The following is a 19092-nucleotide window of genomic DNA, read 5'->3' on the forward strand; positions in this document are numbered from 1 at the left end:
CATTCATTGATTTAATCAATCGTTATACCGACTTCGCCTCTCGAATAAATGATTCTATCTTCCTTCTATCCTTCTTTCCATCCGTCTCCACACCACTTGAAACATCCACCATATAGGGACGGACCTTTGTGATCGCCTGCCGAATATTATCCAGATTCAATCCACCGGCAAGGATCAAGTGTTGAGGGATGTTTAGTGAATGGACATAATCCCAATTAAACGTTGTCCCATTCCCTCCACGATATGGCCCATTTCCACTGTCCACCAAAATCATCTCTCCGCCAAAGTGTTCGATCCCATCTAAGTCTTCTTTTTCCTTTATCGAAACCGCCTTGATAAAAGGGAGATTGAGACTATCACAAAATTGGACTGATTCATCGCCATGAAGCTGTAAGTAATCTAGATTTACCGTTCTGGATATTTCCTCCATCTTATCTTTAGCCTCATTTACAAACACGCCAATTTTTAATACATTCGAAGGTAGTGAAGCACTTATTAGTGCCGCTGATTCTACGTCAATTTTTCTTTTACTATCAGCGAACACGAATCCTATCGCATCAGCTCCCGCTTCAAGTGCCCACTGCGCCTCTTCTTGTCTTCTTATTCCACACACCTTTACTCTGGTCATTTTACCACGCCTTTTCTCACTTGTAAGGAAGCAAGCTTAGTTGCAGGGTCATCACTTCTCATTAACGTCTCTCCGACGAGTACCCCATCCGCACCTGCGTTTACGACTCGGTGACAGTCATCTTCATTTCTTATACCGCTTTCACTTATGAACACGATATCTGTTCCATTTACCATGGAGCCGAGAGTTTCTGTAATCAGAAGATTTACTTCAAAGGTTTTCAGGTTACGATTATTCACACCAATAATGGTTGCCCCTAATTCCAAAGCGACATTCATTTCTTCTTCATTATGAACCTCTACCAGAACTTCCAGGCCAAGCTTCGTTGCATAAGAATATAATTCTTGTAATCTATTATCATCCAGGGCAGCCACTATAAGAAGAATGACATTTGCCCCGGCATCTTTGGCACGATCAATCTGGATTTCATCGATAATAAAGTCTTTACACAGAATAGGGAGGGAGACTGCTTTTCGAACATTTGCGAGATCTTCCATACTCCCTTTAAAGAAGGGAGCATCGGTTAATACCGATATGGCACATGCTCCCGCTTCTTCATACTTCTTGGCTTGAACCACGGGATTCACTCCTGTTCGGATATCTCCTTTTGATGGAGATGCCCTCTTAATTTCTGCAATTACCTGCAATCTGGATGCTGATTTTAAAGCTTCATATAAGGAATGATCGGGAGCCCCCTTATAATTATAGGATTCATACCCTGCATTTTTTAACTCTTCCACTTCCACTTTCTTTTTTTCAAGAATGGTTTGTAGTATGGTAGACAATTAAATCACCTGCTTTCGACGTTGTTGACTATAACGGACCAAGGAGTGGAGCTTTTCTTTAGCACGACCGCTTTCTATACTTTCCCTGGCAAGCTTTACACCTTCTAGAAAAGTGGCTGCTTTGCCATGAGCGTACAGACCGATTCCAGCATTGAATAAGACCGTATCAGTGTAAGCTCCTTCCTTCCCACTTAATACTTGTTCTAAAATAATGGCATTGTCTCCCGCGTCCCCCCCACGTATCTCTTCGAGGGAATAATATGGAAGGCCGACATCTTCTCCCTTTAATATAAGTGAAGTAATTTCCCCTTGATCCAGCAGAACGAGATGATTTTCTCCTGCTAATGAGGCTTCATCCATGTAATCAGCTCCATTAAGCACAATCGCTCGTTTTCTGCCTAATTCATGTAAAACATGCGCCATCGTTTCTAATTTATCTCTTCTATATACCCCTAGGAGCTGAGTTTCCAGATGAACCGGATTCGTTAATGGTCCAATAAGATTAAAGATGGTAGGAATCCTTAATTCTTTCCGGACCTTCATTACCTTTTTTAAACCTGAGTGGATATGGGGTGCAAATAGAAAAGCAATATTGGTTTCATCCAGTAAACTTTCCACCTCATGTGATTGAAAATCGAGGGCTACCCCTAAATGTTCTAACACATCAGCACTACCTGTTTTACTGGATATACTTCTGTTACCGTGTTTCGCGACCTTCACCCCGGCCCCGGCAAGAACAAATGCACTCGTTGTACTAATATTAAAGCTTTGGGATCCGTCTCCACCTGTTCCGCAGTTATCCAATATTCCTGGGGCCGTGCTTTTAATCGGCATCGCTTTCTCCCTTAAAACTTCAACAAGGGCGGTAATTTCATCTACAGTTTCCCCCTTCATTTTTAACAAGGTCAGGAAACAGGCGATTTGACTATCCGTTGTTTCTTCATTGAACAATTTCTCTACTGCCTCTCTCATCTCTTCTCTCTCTAATGAATGCCCGTTAGATAGCTTCTGTAGATAGGGTTTCACGGTTATTCTCCTTCCTCATCTGAACTAAAAAGTTTTGAATGATTTTCTTTCCTGTTTTCGTACCGATGGATTCCGGATGAAATTGAAGACCGTACATCGGATACTTCATATGCTTTATCGCCATGATTTCTCTATCATCCATGGACAAAGCGACAGTCTCTAACTGCGTCGGAAGGGTCCCATTCTTAATCACCAGGGAATGATATCTCATCACCTCTAATGGCTGTGGAAGATATTCGAATACTCCGCCGCCATCGTGTTTAATGAGGGATGTTTTTCCATGCATGACTTTCTCAGCCACTTCGATGGTTGCTCCGAATGCTGCCCCGATTGCCTGATGCCCTAAACAAACCCCTAAAATCGGCACACTAGCGTGAAGATTCTGTATTATCGAGATACAAATGCCCGCATTTTCCGGTTTCCCAGGACCAGGTGATAGAATGATTCCCGAAGGATTCAATTCCTTGATTTCTTCTAATGAAATAGCATCATTCCGTTTCACGATTACTTCTTCACCGAGCTCTTCTATATACTGATACAGGTTATACGTAAAGGAATCATAGTTATCAATAAGAAGGATCATCCTGTCACCTCCAATAATGATTTAGCTTTATTCATCGTTTCTTCATATTCACTGGCTGGGTCTGAATCATAAACAATCCCGGCACCAGCTTGAACATATGCCGTTTTATCTTTAAGAACCATCGTCCGTATGGCAAGGGCAAAATCCAAATTCCCATTTACCCCGATATACCCGACAGCACCTGAGTACACGCCGCGCTTTGTGGTTTCAAGTTCATTGATGATTTGCATCGCCCTGATTTTCGGTGCTCCACTGACGGTACCTGCCGGTAAGCAGTTTGATAATGCTTCCAGTGGTGCTACTTCTTCTTTTAATTCACCCTTTACTTCCGAAACGATGTGCATGACATATTTATATCTCTCAATTGTTAAATACTTTGAAAGGTAAATGGAGCCGATTTCACAGACTCTGCCTAAATCATTCCTGCCTAAGTCAACCAGCATTCGATGTTCAGCGATTTCTTTTTCATCTGTCAGTAATTCCTTCTCGAGCTCCCTGTCCAGATCATGTGTTTCTCCCCTTCTTCGCGTTCCTGCGATTGGATTCGTGGTGATTTCCCTCCCTTGAACTTTCAGCAAGCTTTCTGGTGATGCACCCATTACGACATAATCCTCGAAATCAATGAAGAACATGTAAGGGGACGGATTGGATTTCCTCAAGCTTCTATAGAATGAAAAGGGATCTCCAGAAAAGGACGCCTTAAGTCTCTGAGAGAGCACGACTTGAAATATCTCACCTTCTCCTATGGATCGCTTTGCCCTTTCCACCTTTTCCATGAATTCATCTTTCGAGGTTTGAGCATGGAAGGACAGTCGATCCAGCTCCTTTTTATGAGTTTTCAAATACACATTGTTCAGCTCAGCCTCTACTTCCTTCACCTTTTTATCCAAATCTCCTATGTGATCCTCTGTCCACTCATTCATGACGACAATAAATACTTTGTGCTCCAGATGATCAAACACAATGACTTTTTCATAAAACATGAGATGAATATCCGGCATTTCCAATTCATCTTGGGGAGTTATACCGATGTCTTCGTAGTGTCGAATAACGTCATATCCCAGATATCCAATCCCCCCACCTGTAAAAGGAAAAGGCGCACCTTCTAATTGGTTGGAAGGTATGAGGCTTTGAATGATTTCAATGGGATTTCCCTCTATTTCATCAATTTCATTTACAGATGATTTTTTTAACTGTACGGCATTTCCGTATGCTTTACATTCTAAAAATGGATCACTCCCTACAAATGAATACCGACCGGATTGTTCATGCTTCAAAGAGCTCTCCAATAAATATTTTTTCTTACCTTTTAACGATTGAAAAAGTGAGATGGGTGTAAATATGTCTCCATTTAATTCTTTCACTACATAATCCAGTGCTTGCTGTTTCATCATTTCATGCCTCCAATTCAATGTTCCGCTTAAAATAAAATAAAAAAGTCCCCTATGAACAGAAAGCTCTGTTCATAGAGGACGATGCTGACCGCGGTGCCACCTCTGATTGGGATACGCTGACGTATCCCCTCTTGCTTCAAGTACGGGGTCTATCACCCGATACTCTATCCTTTTAACGGTGGAATTCCGTACGATCCTACTTCCATTCAGATCATCTCTCATAAGTCCATTCCACACAAGCTATCATGCCAAGGTCTCACCATCCTTAGCTCTCTGTCATGCATCACTTGAATGTACTCCTCTTACTCAACGATTTATCATTATTAAGTTATAAAAAAAGGGCATCCCTATCCATTTACATCATGTAAAGGACGAGATACCCGTGGTGCCACCTTTGTTGACTGCCTGAACAGTCCACTCAATCGTATCGAAGCGGTTTGCTTGAATACGCGTCTTTTGTAACGATAAGACATTCGCCAAAGCCTACTCCCTAAAAGTTTCGGTCTGGAGGCTCAGAAGTCCATTCCCAAAGATCGTTCACACTGGTTCTCACCAACCACCAGCTCTCTTAAGTGTCGATCAGAGGTACTCCTCTTCGTCAAAGCCATTCGCTCATTTAATTAATTGTTTATTATACTAATAGCTTTCCTTCACAATGTCAACTATTTATATAAAATAATATTCTGGTATGTATCAAAAGGTTCACACAATGGAAATCATCATTGAATCGCAAACGGGCTTATAGCCGATTTCCATATAAATCTTGTTGGAGGTGGGATTATCCAAGTCCGTATAAAGGGAACAAAAGGAGTGGTCCTTCAACAAAAGACGGCTCAGTTCTGCTACAACAGAAGACGCGTACCCTTTTCTCCTGTATTCTGAAGGGGTGTATACAAAATTTACGGTAATGCCGTTTTCCGTTTTTCTTGCACCCCGTGCCATGGAAACAGGCTTCCCATCCACTTCCCACAAAAACACATATGGTTCATTTTCAATCATATCCCTTGACCGATTCAATGCCTCTCCCTCAGTAAGAGCCAGTTCCCCGGTATCTTCTACAAAACCTATCAACCATTGGGCAAGGAGCTCTTCATGTTCTTTACGCACAGCTATCATCTTCCCACCGCTTAACGGGATATCATTCACTTTACCCAGTTGATATACACGCTGATTCATTTTCACATTGTATCTATCTCCCGTTAAATGACACCAAGCGTGTGTCAATTGAAGTGCGAGCTCCTTCTCTGCTAAAAAACCCGGGAAGTTGATACCCGTATTTCCACAAAACGAATGTAGCTCTTTGACTATCTCATGTACGCCTTCTTTCTCCACCTTAAGTGTACTGACAAGGTAATGAGGAGGGGTCATGATTAGAGATCCCATCACCGTCCCGACCTCATTTTCCACTAAAAGAAGAAGAGGATCTTTATATTTGTCACTCGTTTTCATCGTGTTCAACAAACCCAAAGGCAGGTTATTCGCCGCTTCATCCTCCATTAAAAGGGAATGGACCTTTTCGTGGAAGACTGTCGGGTCTTTATACTGTATCAACTTGTACATATTATCACCCCATTCCCAGAATTCGACATAAGTAGTCGAGGTTCCTTCTTACCTCTGAAGTTTTCTGCCTGTAATGGAGTGAAATACATGGTAAGCACTTACAGATACACCGATGGTCCCTGCACCTGGAAAGACTGAATCTCCACATACCCATATATTTTTCAATGGAGTCCTGTGAGAGAGACTCTTGAAGAGAGCATGGTCATTAGATTGAGGAAATCCACCGACTATGCCCCCGGGCCGCCCGGTAAATCGTTCCCATGCTTTAGGTGCCCCAGTGTAAATATCTACAATGCTATCTCTTATAGTTGGAATGACTGATTCTATGGAATTGATCAATTTCTCCTTAAGATCCTCCTTGTATGTATCATATTTTTCTTTGGTTTTCCATTCTTCTAATTTAGTATGTGTTGATACCGTTAAGGTACGGAATCCTTTCGGGGCACGCTTACGATCATTTGGATGGGATAGCGATAAGAAGAGATGGTCCCCTTCTGTCATATTTCCATTTGGGCTTGCACAAATTTGGGAAAACAACGGATAGGATTCCGGTAGTGATTCTTCTTTCAATAACATGTATAGGGACATGGTGCCCCAAATTGCTTCATCCTCTTTTGCTTTTAGATAGGTATCAAGTTTGGGTGTATATTGTGGGGGAAGAAGATTTTTTAAGGATTGTACCGGAACGTTGCATACAACATGATTTGCACGATATTCATTGCCTCTATGATCAAGGATTATCCATTCTTCACCAGAATGATCACGGTCGATGCAAACCACCTTTCTCCCTAAAGTCGCTTTAACCCCTATGGATTCTGAAAATCCGACAAGACTATGGGCTATTTCGAATAATCCACCATCCAGATAAAATGCTCCTTCATGATAAATATCCAAACCGAGGCATCCCAGCAATAAAGAGCATTGATCGCTGGTCACCTGCATGCTATCGATCAGTTGTCCATCGATAAAATGCTTAAAAGAAGAATGTTGGTGGATTCCGTGTTTTTCTAATAAATCGAGCATTGTTTTCTGGAAGGAAGGAATCAGTGTCAGAGTTCTGGGGTGTAAACTCATCGTTAGCTCCACCCAATCTTTTAGCGTTTTAGGAGGAAGTATCGGGAGCGCGACCATCAGCTTTCGAATTTCGTCGGCTATCCTGTACACTTCTTCATAAAAAGCGCTGAGCTTCGATGATACTTCGGGATATGCTTTCTTCAACTGATTCACATGTGTTTCCCTATTACGGTAGAATATCAGTGTTTTGTCAGGAAGATGAATGTCCATAACCTCATCAAGCATGAAAGACACAGGGGGTTCTATCCCTAAATAGTCAAAAATACGCTGATGGATCCCTCCTTTTTCAAAACCCATTCCAAGAGTCGCCCCTACGGGAAATAAGGCTTTTCCTCTCTGGAATTTACCAGCGCATCCTCCCCATTCCCTGGAAGCCTCAAGAATCTGTACATTGTAATCAGCACTTCCAAGGAGTGAAGCTGCGGTCAGACCGCCGATTCCTCCACCTATTATAACAACAGAATTTTCCAAGATACTGCACCCCATTCATTGATTCTTTTCTAAAATGTACGCTTTTCCCTTATTAAATACAAAAATGGATGGGTTAAACCCATCCATTCTGCCGATATTGTACTTGAGTAAAAAGGGAAACGACCACATACATGAAAAACGAAATGACAATTGGAAATATGACCGTGTGCATATCCAGATAATTAGGTGCGAAACTGTGAAATAAAATGTACGCTACCAGTCCTGAAATCATAGAAGCAAAGGCACCATGAGCATTTCCTTTTTTCCAATATAAACCTAAAACGATTGGCCAGATAAATACAGCTTCAAGTCCTCCAAATGAAAATAAATTAAGCCAGATAATTAATTCAGGCGGACTCAGCGCCATAAGAAAAACGAGTATTCCCGTTATACTAGTCACCCAAAAGCTGATTTTTTTGACTTGTTTTTCCTTTGCATCCTTATTGATGAAATTCATATACACATCTTTCACAATAGCCGAGGATACAATCAATAATAACGAATCCACTGTCGACATGATCGCGGCCATTGGAGCAGCCAGGACAATCCCGGCAAGCCATGGTGGAAGAACTTCTAATGCGAGAAGGGGCATGACTTTATCAGCCACTTCTATTCCCGGGACTACGACCCTTGCAAGCACACCAATCAAGTGCATACCGAGCATAATGGACCCGACCACAATGGTTCCGATTATGAGCGCTCTGTGCAAGGATCTGGAATTCTTATAGCTCATGGCTCTAACTGCCACTTGAGGTAATCCGACAACACCCACACCCACTAAAATCCAGAAAGAAGAAATATAGCGGGCACTTAATTCTCCATCAGGACCATGTGGACTTAATAAGTCAGGGTTTTCCGCTTTCAATCCCATCATGATGTTCTCCATGCCACCTCCGGCTATGATAGTGGCAATCAACAGAATAATGGTCCCACCAAGCATGACCACACCTTGAATGGCATCCGTGATGGCAACCGCACGAAAGCCCCCGATAATGACGTAAACAAGTACCGATACGGCAAACAGAAAAAGAGCACTCTCGTAAGATAAACCGGTTAAAGATTCAATGAGCCTTGCTCCCCCTACCCATTGAGCAATCATGGCTGAGAATAAAAAGATGATAATACTGATGGCCGATAGAATCGTGATCTTATTACTGCCATATCTGCCTTGTAGATAGTCGATCAAAGTAACGGCCTTGTATTTCCGGGCCATAATCGCGAACTTTTTCCCAAGTATAAGGAGAACAAAGTAACCTGTCACAACCTGTGACATGGCCAAAAGAACCCACGATAAACCATATGTATATGCTGCGCCCGGCCCTCCGATGAAACTACTGGCACTTCCATAGGTCGCAATCATGGTCATCGCCAAGATAAATCCGCCAAGCTGACGGCTTCCCAAGAAGTATTCCTGGACAAAGGAATCTGCTCTACTCACATTTCTGGCCGCATAAATTCCCACAATAAAAATCAAGATTAAAAAAGCGAATAAGGGAATCAATGCCATACTATTCATGATCATCCCCCTCATCGTCAAAAGGAATGTCAGTAAGCATGTACTTTACGACGATAATCACTAACAATACCATAAGAAAAAAGCCAACGATGCAGCTGTAAAAAAACCATTCAGGCATCCCGAGGATCCAATCGTAATCTGAAACCTGTTGACCACCTAAACCGAATGCAAAACCATACCACCATAAGAAATTTATAAGAACAAGTGCTATTCCTATCAGTGCCTCGTGACCAGCAACCCTGAACCGTTTATCTTCATTATGATCCACTTACTTTTACCCCTCCTTGAAATACACATCCTTTAACAATTTACGACAGGAAGAAATGAAATGCAATATAAAAAGACAGACCGGAACCATATGCATCCGGTCTGTCTTTTTATATTTAATAAAGGGGGTTTTTCATGAACCATTCTCTCTATTGAAAGAGGGGGAACTCTTTTGTTTAAATGAGAATGATTTTCAATATCATTTTAATCCCTCTAATAATAAATGTCAACATAAAACTTTTATTTATATAAGGAAATATTTGGTGCCTTAAAATGTGAATTATGATAAAATTCTAAATTGAGCTTATATTATAGAGATAGAGAATCGAGGGGGATATGTTTGAAAGAGAAATTCAAATCATTTGGAATACCTTTAGTGTTAATCATCCTGTTTATAGGAGCATTATTTCTTCACCAGCTGTTACAAGTAAAAGAACAACCACAGCCTGATTGGAGTAGATCCATCCCATTAAACTACACTTCTGAAGAACGCCCTGTTATCTTTAATGGAGATAAAGCACTCTTCTTGGCAAGTAACGGGAAAATTACAGGGTTTACTTTCGAGGGGGCACTGGATTCAACCAGTGAAACAACGCTAGACACCAGCGTTACCCGGGGCCACCCTTTTTGGACAGACGGTACGAAGGTCATTCAGATCAAGGATGACAAGTTAATCTCTTCAGAGAATAATGAAGTAATGACGATTGCTGAGGAAGCAACAGGAACCAGTGCGGCAATGAACTTTGTGTATTTCTGGAATAAAGAGAACCTTTTTTCTCTTAATCCTACTGATTTATCAACGAAAGAGGTTTTCAGCTTTTCTAATGAAATCCTGGACGTCTATATTGGAAATAGTGGCAGTGCCGTAGTACAGGTTAAAATAGATGACGGTCACTCTCACCTGTACTACATGGATGAGACGTTCCAAGTAGTGAAAAATCCATTTGCAATCGTAAACACAGCAACGAATCACCACATTAATGGATTAACCTTTACCGCGGAAAATAATCAATTAACACTTCTATATAATGAAGAGATGAGAGCCCAGGGCACATTGTCATATAAGATTTTCAAGTTACAAACACCGATGGATGAAATAGGATCTTCTATTTTGAAGCCCACAAAAATCGATTTTATGAACGAAATGTCAGGGAGCAAACTTCAAAGTCCAAGAACCGCACAACTTCTTTCCATTAATGGAGAAAAATCCATTCTCTTCACATCTGAAGGTCATCGGGTTGGGGATGAAAATGCGATCAGTCTATATGTAGCACCCTTCAGTGACTCTAATCAATTAACAGCGGCACCGGTCAGTACAACAAAACATTTTACTTATTCTCCACTTCAGCTTACCAATAAGAATATTGCTTGGTTGGATTATGATGGAGATACGTATGAATTATTTGGTGCTTCACAAGATGCACAAGTTATCGCCGATAGCATAGAATGGTCGAAACGAAGTGTCAAAGAAGCCGTAAACAATTCCGTACTAATGATATTCAGCAGCTTAATCACGATCATGGTTTCATTTTATTGGGTACTGCCTTCCCTATTTCTTTTAATTCTGCTTTATATTTTTAAACCAAATATATTTGAGAAGGAAGAGATCAACTGGGTTGAATATGCCTCTATCATTATGTTTTTAGTAATGCCGATAACCTTCATCACTAAAGCGATGGGCGATTATTTCTACTTTGCTGCTCCGGAATACCTGATGTTTTCAGGAAGTGAATATATAGTATTACTCGTTATCAGCGCCATTACTTCACTATTATGGAAAGTTGGGAGAGATCCTGACTGGGGTACTTTTGGTGGAGTATTCTATTTCATGGGTATTTATATTCTACTCTATGCCACTTTAATTGGACCGTATATTTTTAATTTATTTTAATGATAAATGGAAATAAGCGCTCAGAAGAATTTCTGTGCGCTTTATTTCTATTTAATTCTCTCTTTCTTTCCAATGTTTTCGTTTATGGAAGTAAGCATAAATGACGATACAAAGCGTCAACCATGCACCTCCCGCAGTGAAACCTCCAAGAATGTCACTTGGATAATGCACCCCTAAATACACTCTGCTAAGACCAATCAATAGCACTAGGAAGCTGACAGCAATGACACTTGCCCACTTATACCGTTTATGATCTAATGCCCGAAATAATATGAATGCAAGGGTCCCGTAGAATACAAAGGAACTCATGGAATGACCACTGGGAAAACTATAACCGCCTTGCTCGATCAGTGCTTCAATATCAGGTCTTTCCCGTTTGAAAATCCATTTTAGCAGCCAATTAAATCCTGCTCCTGTTGTGATGGTAATTCCTACAAACAGAGCAAGTGGATACTTCTTGAGAAACAAAAGTATGACCACAACACAAATGGCAAATATTGTGATCCCTTCCACGCCACCCAAAAAGGTAATCGACGTCATAAAGGTCGTTAACCCCGGGGAAATGAACCCTCTTACAATCTCAGAAACACCATTGTCAAATTGTGCGATTTCATTTTCTTTCCACTCCTCGACAATCGTCACGAATCCCCATGTAAATGCAATTAGACAAATGACTGATAGGACAACAAATATTCCTTGTTTTATTTCTTTCTCCTCCAAAACTTGTCCCTCTCTTTATTCACGACTTATATTTTATTGAGCTTTTTTCTTTGAAGTCGTTTTCTTTTTCGTTTGTTTTTTCGTCTTTTTAGGTTTGGATGAATCAATGGAGGCTTGAAGTGCCGCCATTAAATCTGTCACATTTTCTCTTGGCTCTTTTTCTTTCGTTGTGACTACCTTTTCCCCGGTTTGCTTTGATTCAATCAACTGACTCAAGCGTTCACGATACTGATCTTTATAATTCTCCGGTTGAAATTCAGTTGTAAGCTGATCAATCAACATCGTTGCTGTTTCCAGCTCTTTGTCCGTTATTTCATCTTCTTCTGGAACATTCGGTACATCACCCGTGCCTCTTACCTCATCTGGATAATGAATGGTTTCCATTACAAGCGTATTCTCATACACCCGAACGATGGAGAGTTGTTCCTTCGAACGCATCGTGATCTTGGCAATCCCAACTTTCCCGGATTCCTGAAGAGCTTTTCGCAATAATGAATATGCTTTTTTCCCTCCATCATTAGGTGAAACGAAATAACTCCGATCAAAGAATATGGGGTCGATTTCCTCCATTTTGATAAAGTCTACTATTTCCACTGCTTTATCCCCGTTTGCTTCCTTCAATTCCTTCAATTCCTCTTCTTCAAGAACGACAAATTTCCCCTTGGTCACTTCATAACCCTTAACGATGTCATCATGTTCGATTTCTTTTTCACAAGCTGGACATACTTTTTCATATTTAATTGGAGTATGACACTCTTTATGAAGTGAACGAAGCTTTATATCACGATCTTCTGTAGCAGAATGAAGTTTAATGGGGATGTTCACCAGTCCAAAACTGATAGAGCCTTTCCAAATCGTATGCATATATCAATACCCTCCTTCACATAAACTAATCCCTTATCATTATCATTTAGTTGATCGATACTCTTCATTCCCTTAAACATTTGGAAATAAATAAACCCTCATTGGTCACACTAATACTAAAAATCAGGTGAATAGATATGAAACCGATGCTACCTACCTTATATGATGAACTCCCTGAAAATGAGGACTGGCTTTATGAAGTGAAATATGATGGGTTTCGCGCAGTTCTCAACGTTCATTCTAAGAATCAGATAAGCCTTCAAAGTCGAAACGGGAAGGAATTGCTTCCTCACTTCCCGGAAATTGAAGAACAGATTAAAACTTTACTCAATAAAAAAAACTTAACCGTTCCTATCATTTTGGATGGGGAGATTGCCCTGTTACGTTCTCCCTACAGCAGTGAATTCTTTGAATTGCAGGTAAGAGGCAGAATGCGCAATAAGCATAAAATTGATCATGCTGCAGCCGGGAGACCCGTTAAATTTCTGGCTTTCGATTTACTCCAGTTTGGAAAGAAATCATTTGCCCCCGAACCCTACCTTACAAGAAAAGAAAAATTGAAAGAGGTTTTTACCTTTCTTCAATTGCCGTTAGATCCGTCGCCTTCTCACCCATCTTCCCTTCAAATGGTTTCCTATTTCAAGGATCGGCAGGAAATATGGGAACTTGTAGAAAAAGAGGAAGGTGAGGGTGTTGTCGCCAAGAGGAAGCATAGTAAGTGGGAAGCGGGAAAACGAAGTACGAGCTGGGTGAAAACCAAGAATTGGAAACACTGTCACTGTTTCATCACTGCGCTTGATGAAACGAACGATTACTTTCACATTGGCATTTTCGATGACGAAAAGATTATTCCTATTGGCTTATTTCACTTTGGTCTTTCTCCTGAAGAGAAAAAAACATTAAAAGCAATGATTAAAAAGAATAGTACGAAGAATGAGCATTCCCTTCACTACATAGACCCGGCTATAACTGTGGAAATTTCATATTTGAATTGGTATGAGGGTCAACTGAGAGAACCACATTTTCATCGATTTCTATTCTCCATTTCTCCAAAATCCTGCACAATGGAGCAATTCAAGCTGGACGAAGCATCCATTCCTCCTGGGGTTGAAATCACTCATCCTGATAAGGAATTGTTCCAGAAAGTCTCAATGACTAAGCTTGATTACGTTCGGTATCTTAGGAAGATGTCCGTCGCTATTTTGCCTTTCCTGCAGGATAGGCCATTGACTTGTATTCGTTTTCCACACGGGCTCTTTGGTGAATCATTTTATCAAAAAAATACGCCTGATTACGCCCCTTCATTTATTGAAACGTACAAGGAGGACAACATCGACTATACGGTATGCAATAACTTGGAGACATTGATTTGGCTTGGAAATCAGCTTGCATTGGAATTTCACATTCCTTTCCAAAGGACAAAGGATTCATCGGTCACTGAAGTTGTCTTTGATTTAGATCCACCAGGCAGGGATCAATTCTCCCTGGCGGTTAAAGCGGCTTCCATTATGAAAGAACTATTCGACCGACTCAACCTGCATAGTTTTGTTAAAACGTCGGGGAATAAGGGACTGCAAGTGTATATTCCCATACCTCCGGGTTACTCATGGAAGGACACCGGCTTGTTTACTGAATTCATCGCACACTACCTTGTAACCAATTATCCTGAAGATTTTACGATCGAGCGGTTAAAAAAGAACCGAAAAGGCAGGTTATATGTGGACTACATTCAGCATGGAGAAGGAAAAACCATCATTGCGCCTTATTCCTTAAGGGGTAATGAAGATGCTTTAGTAGCAACTCCACTCTGGTGGTATGAAGTAAATGAGGACCTTCATCCAGAACATTTTACTATAGATGTTGTTCTGCAGAGGTTCCAGAAGATGGGATGTCCCTTTACTAGATTCGAATGGGTAAAAGACCTCCAGCCATTTGATAAGGTGATTCAATTTTTGAAACAGCAATCCAACAACAAAAAAAAGAGTGTCCCAAAAGCTTAGCTCTTTTGGACACTCTCGTCTGAACTTGCACATCAGGTTCTTTTATTCGTTTAGGCGCTCATAAATACTTTACTATCGACAATTGATTTGGCATGATTTTGAAGCAGTTCGTACGTTCCTTCTTCAGTGAAATCCTGTCTGGAAATCTCACGATAATCCTCAGGATGCGAGATAGACAATTCAAACTGGGCCTGGTAGAGATATGTTGCATTCCCGATCAACTCCATATTGTATTGCCCTTCACCTAATTGGTTCACCACGACACGTACTTTTCCCCCATTATTATATACATCTATTTCCTTGCCGAATTCATTCTGATCGAGTAAGCATGTCACAAGACTGGAAGCAGACATAGCCGTTCCACAAGCATTTGTAAAGCCTACACCTCTTTCGAATGTACGAACATAAATCGCACCTTTTTCTAATGGATGAACAAAACTTACATTGACTCCATCAGGAAAGAGATTATTGGGACCATTTACTGTTTCAGCAATCGTCTTCTGTTCATTCGAAAGAATATGTTCTGTGCTTACAACACTAATTAGATGAGGGTTGGGGACCGCAAGTGCAGTAAACGATAGCCGATCTGAAATTTCAGGAATCATCTCGTCCACTAACGCCTCACGATCCATATTCATCGGCAATTTATCCAATTCAAATAATACAGGAGAAATTTCAACATTATACGTCGGTATATTTTCATAGATAGCCTCTTGTGCTGAAACACGCAGATCAGCTTTCATCGTCTGAATCACAATCATCGTTTTGTCGAGAAGCTCACACACATAGCGACCTACACAACGAAGTCCATTCCCGCACATGGATGCTTCAGATCCATCTGCATTGAATACCCTCATTTGTGCATCGCAATGTTCACTTGATAACACAAATAGGATTCCATCCGCTCCAATACCCGACTTTCGATCACATAGCGCAAGGGCAAGATTTTGCCTTGCTTCTTCAGTGAATTCATAACCATTCGTCATTTCATCAATTAGTAAAAAGTCATTTCCTGAGCCATGACATTTAATTAGATTCAAGTTCATCGTGAATCCCTCCACGGTAATTTACTAGTAAACTATTCTTAATAGTCTTAGCTTGCCACAAACAAGCTCTTTTCGCAATCATCTCACCCGATATTATTTAAGATAATCCTCTTGGTGTGACTTGTAGAAAGGTAAAAGTTGAATTTCTTCGTCCATTTAGAGACAATGGGGATGGGTGATGATGATCATGAAGGATGAGTATACTTTTCGGTTTCAAGTTCAAGAGGTAGAAGAAGCGGGTGACGAATACCATTCCCGGGTAGTGACTGTATTGGCCCATATTCTGAATGACAAAAAAGACCTTTTACATGAAGGTCTCTTTCGTGTGCGTTTCAATCAAATCGGCATTTATCCTTTTCCTAAAGATGTAGCCCGACAAATATCTTCTAAGCACCTCCAGCGGTTACTTCTAGTTGAATTGAAGAGATATATAAAGCCTCAAAGAAAATATCTGACCCCAGGGGAATATAAACGTGTTTGGTAACTAACTGATCTCTGCTATTTCATCTTGTAAGAGGTCTCGTGCCCATTTACATGATGTTTGATAGCATTCCATCACATCTCCTTTGTTCAACTTCAGTTCGGCCATTTTTGTTTCGATTGCTGTCCAGTCAGCTTTTTCAAACAAAATAACCAGCTCCAGAATGTCTTTGAACTCGTTTGAGGTACCCGTTAGTGCATCACAGATTTCGTCATTCAATGGTAATTCATTCAGGATTACTTCAATTGGCATAGATAATATCGTTTCCATTAATGAAAACATACCCGTAAGGAAATAGCTCGACTTCATTGAACCGCGATTGTGCTTCTCTGCCAGCAGCTCACACATTTTTGCCCTTGTTAAAGATAATGTAATAACTTCGTTTTCTAATTGCTTCCTTTTACCAACCTGCTCCCTAACCGCTAAAACATAAATCCACCGTTTAATTTCCAGAAGACCCAATAGAACAATAGCCTGTCGAATAGAATGAATTTTATGTTTAGGTCGGTAAGAAGGTGAATTAATTAATTTTAAAAGTTTATAGGACAAAGAAAGATCCTGTTCAATCAATCGACTAATCACATCAATGCTAGGTTCCGTCATTTCCAGACTTTGAATAATCGAATAATAGGAATGAAAATAGGTAGGTACGTCATGGGTAGAAATGATTTTTGGTTTACTAAAGAAATACCCTTGAAAGAAATGGTAACCGTTTTTCCTTGCTTCTTCATATTGTTCCACTGTCTCCACTTTTTCTGCCAGGAGCTTGTACCCCAGTAAATTAGCGAAAACTTCAATCGTTCCCCGGTTAGTGTCTGTGGTATGTAGAAAATCAACCTTCACATAATCCGCAATTTTCATTAATTTTAAGTAGTTAGGATCCGATTCATTAAAGACAAAATCGTCTAATGCGATTTTATAACCCAGCTCCTTTAACTCTAAGCAAACCTTCAGGATTTCAGGACTTGGAATTACATTTTCCAAAATCTCCACGACAATTTCCTTGGGTTTGAAGTAGGTAGGCACTTTATCCCTTAAAAGATTTTCTGTGAAATTGATGAAGCATGGCTTACCAGCGGACAAGCTTTCAAGACCAATATTTAAATAGCTGTTAATAATGACATCGGCCGTGGCCTGGTCTCCATCTATATTTGGAAACATATTCAATTCATTGTTTCGGTAAAGAAGCTCATAAGCTACGGTTTCTCCATTCCGATCAAAAATTGGCTGTCTCGCTACAAACACTTCCATTACACTCACCCCTGCTGGTTTCCTGATATATGCATAAAAATAGTCCTAAAGTTTCATTAATCCCTATAATAATACCAAGAAATATGTGGAAAGTCCACGGAATTTGGAAGTAGCTGTAAGGACAAAAAAACTCAAGCAGACAGCTCATAACTACGATTTTAATCGTAATGATGAGCAAATCCACTTGAGTTCTTTACCGCTTTAATGAATCGAATGAACAAAAAAGTTCATAAGGAACAATGCAGCAATGATATATAGAGGAATGGATACTTCTCTCGCTTTACCTGTAGCCAATTTTAAAATTGGATACAGAATAAAACCGATGGCAATTCCATCTGCGATACTGTACGTAAATGGAATCATTGCAATGATAAAAATGGCTGGAAATGCCTCTGTTAAATCACGAAGATCCATATGTCGTATATTTTGAATCATTAAGCCGCCAATGATAATGAGGATTGGGGCGATAGCATGATCTGGAATCCACTTTAAATACGGAATAAACAACACAGATCCCAAGAATAATACTCCAGTAGTCAAACTCGTTAATCCCGTACGACCACCCGCTGTCATGGCTGCAGCACTTTCAACAGTAGAAACCGTCGGACTCGTTCCGAAGAATCCTGATGTAAAGGCAGAAAATGCATTAGCCTGGAACGCTTTAGAGTATTTATGAGGTTGATCGATCATATCCGTATGTCCATGAACGAGACCGATGTTTTCAAATACCAGCACCATCGTGACAGAAAAAACCGCAATCCAAAACGGAATCTCCAAAATGGCACTAAAGGATATTTGACCGAAAACCTGACTGTATTCACTTAATTGGAAAGAACTGGACTGAATCGACGGTTCGATTCCAAAGATGAATCCCAGCAAGGTTCCAAAAGCAATACTCCATAAAAATTGACCTTTTACATTTCGAACAAACAAAAATATCGTCACCAGGAAAGTCAGCACAGTGGCCAACACCTTTAATTCCCCAAAATCACCAATCATGATGAGTGCGCTCTCTCCTCTTTGGATGAGACCGCCTTTTTCAAGACCGATAAACATTAAAAACATCCCTAATCCTACAGTGATGGCTTCTTTTAATGTTTTGGGTATGGCTTCTGATAATACTTTTGAAAGCTTTGTAAATGCAATGATCATAAAGAGTATTCCTGAAATCACTACGACAGCTAAAGCTTCCTGCCACGTTAAGCCCGATGATTTTACGAGTGTAAAAGTAAACATCGCATTAATACCCATGCCTGGAACCAGAAGTATTGGTGCATTAGCCCAAAAGGCCATCACCAAACACCCAACGAAGGAGGCTAGAATGGTTGCCATAACCGCTCCTTCAAATGGAATTCCAGCTTCAGAAAGAATTAAAGCATTCACAGCGATGATGTACACAATCGTGAAATAACCGATTGCTCCAGCCATCATCTCCTGCTTCATCGTGGTACCGTGATTCTTTAACTGAAAAATACCTCCACGTGCTTTCATATAATAATCTTCCTATAAAACTGCCCTCTCCCTACCCGCTCCTC

At 40.5% G+C, this 19092-nt stretch carries 17 protein-coding genes and 2 other annotated features; of the genes, 3 read left to right on the top strand and 14 right to left on the bottom strand.

Annotated features, from left to right (window positions below; translation table 11 throughout):
• Window positions 1–22: 22 nt before the first annotated feature.
• The 9 genes from FZC88_RS23885 to FZC88_RS06395 form a co-directional block, all read right to left on the bottom strand.
• Window positions 23–628, bottom strand: a complete 606-nt coding sequence (locus FZC88_RS23885; RefSeq protein WP_187443516.1) for a phosphoribosylanthranilate isomerase — start codon at window positions 626–628, stop codon at window positions 23–25.
• A complete protein-coding gene (gene trpC / locus FZC88_RS23890; protein ID WP_148971066.1) occupies window positions 625–1413 on the bottom strand; it encodes an indole-3-glycerol phosphate synthase TrpC in 789 nt (262 codons plus the stop codon). The genes FZC88_RS23885 and trpC overlap by 4 nt, the downstream gene beginning before the upstream one ends.
• Window positions 1414–2439, bottom strand: coding sequence for an anthranilate phosphoribosyltransferase (gene trpD / locus FZC88_RS06365; RefSeq protein WP_148994076.1), 1026 nt, complete (start codon window positions 2437–2439; stop codon window positions 1414–1416).
• Window positions 2411–3022: an anthranilate synthase component II gene (locus tag FZC88_RS06370; RefSeq protein ID WP_148994077.1), complete on the bottom strand. Its 612-nt coding sequence runs from the start codon at window positions 3020–3022 to the stop codon at window positions 2411–2413. The genes trpD and FZC88_RS06370 overlap by 29 nt, the downstream gene beginning before the upstream one ends.
• Window positions 3019–4416 (bottom strand): anthranilate synthase component I, encoded by a 1398-nt coding sequence (gene trpE / locus FZC88_RS06375; protein WP_148994078.1) that lies wholly within the window; start codon window positions 4414–4416, stop codon window positions 3019–3021. The genes FZC88_RS06370 and trpE overlap by 4 nt, the downstream gene beginning before the upstream one ends.
• A 71-nt stretch (window positions 4417–4487) precedes the next feature.
• Window positions 4488–4735: a binding site (T-box leader), on the bottom strand.
• Between the two features lie 45 nt (window positions 4736–4780).
• Window positions 4781–5027 (bottom strand) — a binding site (T-box leader).
• A gap of 91 nt (window positions 5028–5118) precedes the next feature.
• Complete coding sequence (locus tag FZC88_RS06380; protein ID WP_148994079.1) at window positions 5119–5976, bottom strand: GNAT family N-acetyltransferase; 858 nt, start codon at window positions 5974–5976, stop codon at window positions 5119–5121.
• A gap of 48 nt (window positions 5977–6024) precedes the next feature.
• Window positions 6025–7521, bottom strand: a complete 1497-nt coding sequence (locus tag FZC88_RS06385; RefSeq protein ID WP_148994080.1) for an FAD-dependent oxidoreductase — start codon at window positions 7519–7521, stop codon at window positions 6025–6027.
• Window positions 7522–7594: 73 nt separating this feature from the next.
• Window positions 7595–9037 carry a sodium/pantothenate symporter gene (gene panF, locus FZC88_RS06390; protein ID WP_148994081.1) on the bottom strand — a complete coding sequence of 481 codons (1443 nt, stop codon included), beginning with the start codon at window positions 9035–9037 and terminating at the stop codon, window positions 7595–7597.
• Window positions 9030–9305 (bottom strand): YhdT family protein, encoded by a 276-nt coding sequence (locus FZC88_RS06395; protein ID WP_148971059.1) that lies wholly within the window; start codon window positions 9303–9305, stop codon window positions 9030–9032. Before FZC88_RS06395 ends, panF begins: the two co-directional genes overlap by 8 nt.
• Window positions 9306–9644: 339 nt before the next feature.
• Here FZC88_RS06395 and FZC88_RS06400 point away from each other — a divergent pair, with 339 nt between their 5' ends.
• A complete protein-coding gene (locus FZC88_RS06400; RefSeq protein WP_148994082.1) occupies window positions 9645–11195 on the top strand; it encodes a hypothetical protein in 1551 nt (516 codons plus the stop codon).
• 51 nt (window positions 11196–11246) lie between these two features.
• On the opposite strand, the gene FZC88_RS06405 is transcribed toward FZC88_RS06400, so the two are convergent.
• Entirely contained in the window at window positions 11247–11915 is a 669-nt protein-coding gene (locus FZC88_RS06405; RefSeq protein WP_148994083.1) for a phosphatase PAP2 family protein, read from the bottom strand.
• A 33-nt stretch (window positions 11916–11948) separates the two neighbouring features.
• Window positions 11949–12779 carry a non-homologous end joining protein Ku gene (gene ku, locus FZC88_RS06410; protein WP_148994084.1) on the bottom strand — a complete coding sequence of 277 codons (831 nt, stop codon included), beginning with the start codon at window positions 12777–12779 and terminating at the stop codon, window positions 11949–11951.
• A 137-nt stretch (window positions 12780–12916) separates the two neighbouring features.
• Here ku and FZC88_RS06415 point away from each other — a divergent pair, with 137 nt between their 5' ends.
• The gene (locus FZC88_RS06415; RefSeq protein ID WP_148994085.1) at window positions 12917–14779 is read left to right on the top strand and encodes a DNA ligase D; all 1863 of its coding nucleotides are present in this window, start codon (window positions 12917–12919) and stop codon (window positions 14777–14779) included.
• A 50-nt stretch (window positions 14780–14829) separates the two neighbouring features.
• Here the strand turns inward: FZC88_RS06415 and dapF are convergent, their stop codons facing one another.
• A complete protein-coding gene (gene dapF / locus FZC88_RS06420; protein WP_148994086.1) occupies window positions 14830–15825 on the bottom strand; it encodes a diaminopimelate epimerase in 996 nt (331 codons plus the stop codon).
• Window positions 15826–16003: 178 nt separating this feature from the next.
• Here dapF and FZC88_RS06425 point away from each other — a divergent pair, with 178 nt between their 5' ends.
• A complete protein-coding gene (locus FZC88_RS06425; RefSeq protein WP_148971053.1) occupies window positions 16004–16309 on the top strand; it encodes a hypothetical protein in 306 nt (101 codons plus the stop codon).
• Here FZC88_RS06425 and FZC88_RS06430 read toward each other — a convergent pair whose 3' ends face one another.
• Together FZC88_RS06430 and FZC88_RS06435 are read right to left on the bottom strand one after the other, a co-directional pair.
• The gene (locus tag FZC88_RS06430) at window positions 16310–17557 is read right to left on the bottom strand and encodes an EAL and HDOD domain-containing protein (protein WP_148994087.1); all 1248 of its coding nucleotides are present in this window, start codon (window positions 17555–17557) and stop codon (window positions 16310–16312) included. It lies immediately after the preceding gene.
• A gap of 201 nt (window positions 17558–17758) precedes the next feature.
• Window positions 17759–19048 carry an NCS2 family permease gene (locus FZC88_RS06435; RefSeq protein WP_148994088.1) on the bottom strand — a complete coding sequence of 430 codons (1290 nt, stop codon included), beginning with the start codon at window positions 19046–19048 and terminating at the stop codon, window positions 17759–17761.
• Window positions 19049–19092 lie beyond the last annotated feature (44 nt).

The sequence above is a fragment of the Rossellomorea aquimaris genome (assembly GCF_008180865.1).
Taxonomy (GTDB): Bacteria; Bacillota; Bacilli; order Bacillales; family Bacillaceae_B; genus Rossellomorea; species Rossellomorea yichunensis.

Bases quoted from the DNA above. Each gene is read 5' to 3' on its own strand.
- FZC88_RS23885 (WP_187443516.1), bottom strand. From the start codon at position 628: ATGACCAGAGTAAAGGTGTGTGGAATAAGAAGACAAGAAGAGGCGCAG.
- FZC88_RS06435 (WP_148994088.1), bottom strand. From the start codon at position 19,048: ATGAAAGCACGTGGAGGTATTTTTCAGTTAAAGAATCACGGTACCACG.
- dapF (WP_148994086.1), bottom strand. From the start codon at position 15,825: ATGAACTTGAATCTAATTAAATGTCATGGCTCAGGAAATGACTTTTTA.
- FZC88_RS06430 (WP_148994087.1), bottom strand. From the start codon at position 17,557: ATGGAAGTGTTTGTAGCGAGACAGCCAATTTTTGATCGGAATGGAGAA.
- FZC88_RS06425 (WP_148971053.1), top strand. From the start codon at position 16,004: ATGATGATCATGAAGGATGAGTATACTTTTCGGTTTCAAGTTCAAGAG.
- FZC88_RS06380 (WP_148994079.1), bottom strand. From the start codon at position 5,976: ATGTACAAGTTGATACAGTATAAAGACCCGACAGTCTTCCACGAAAAG.
- FZC88_RS06415 (WP_148994085.1), top strand. From the start codon at position 12,917: ATGAAACCGATGCTACCTACCTTATATGATGAACTCCCTGAAAATGAG.
- ku (WP_148994084.1), bottom strand. From the start codon at position 12,779: ATGCATACGATTTGGAAAGGCTCTATCAGTTTTGGACTGGTGAACATC.
- trpE (WP_148994078.1), bottom strand. From the start codon at position 4,416: ATGATGAAACAGCAAGCACTGGATTATGTAGTGAAAGAATTAAATGGA.
- panF (WP_148994081.1), bottom strand. From the start codon at position 9,037: ATGAATAGTATGGCATTGATTCCCTTATTCGCTTTTTTAATCTTGATT.
- FZC88_RS06370 (WP_148994077.1), bottom strand. From the start codon at position 3,022: ATGATCCTTCTTATTGATAACTATGATTCCTTTACGTATAACCTGTAT.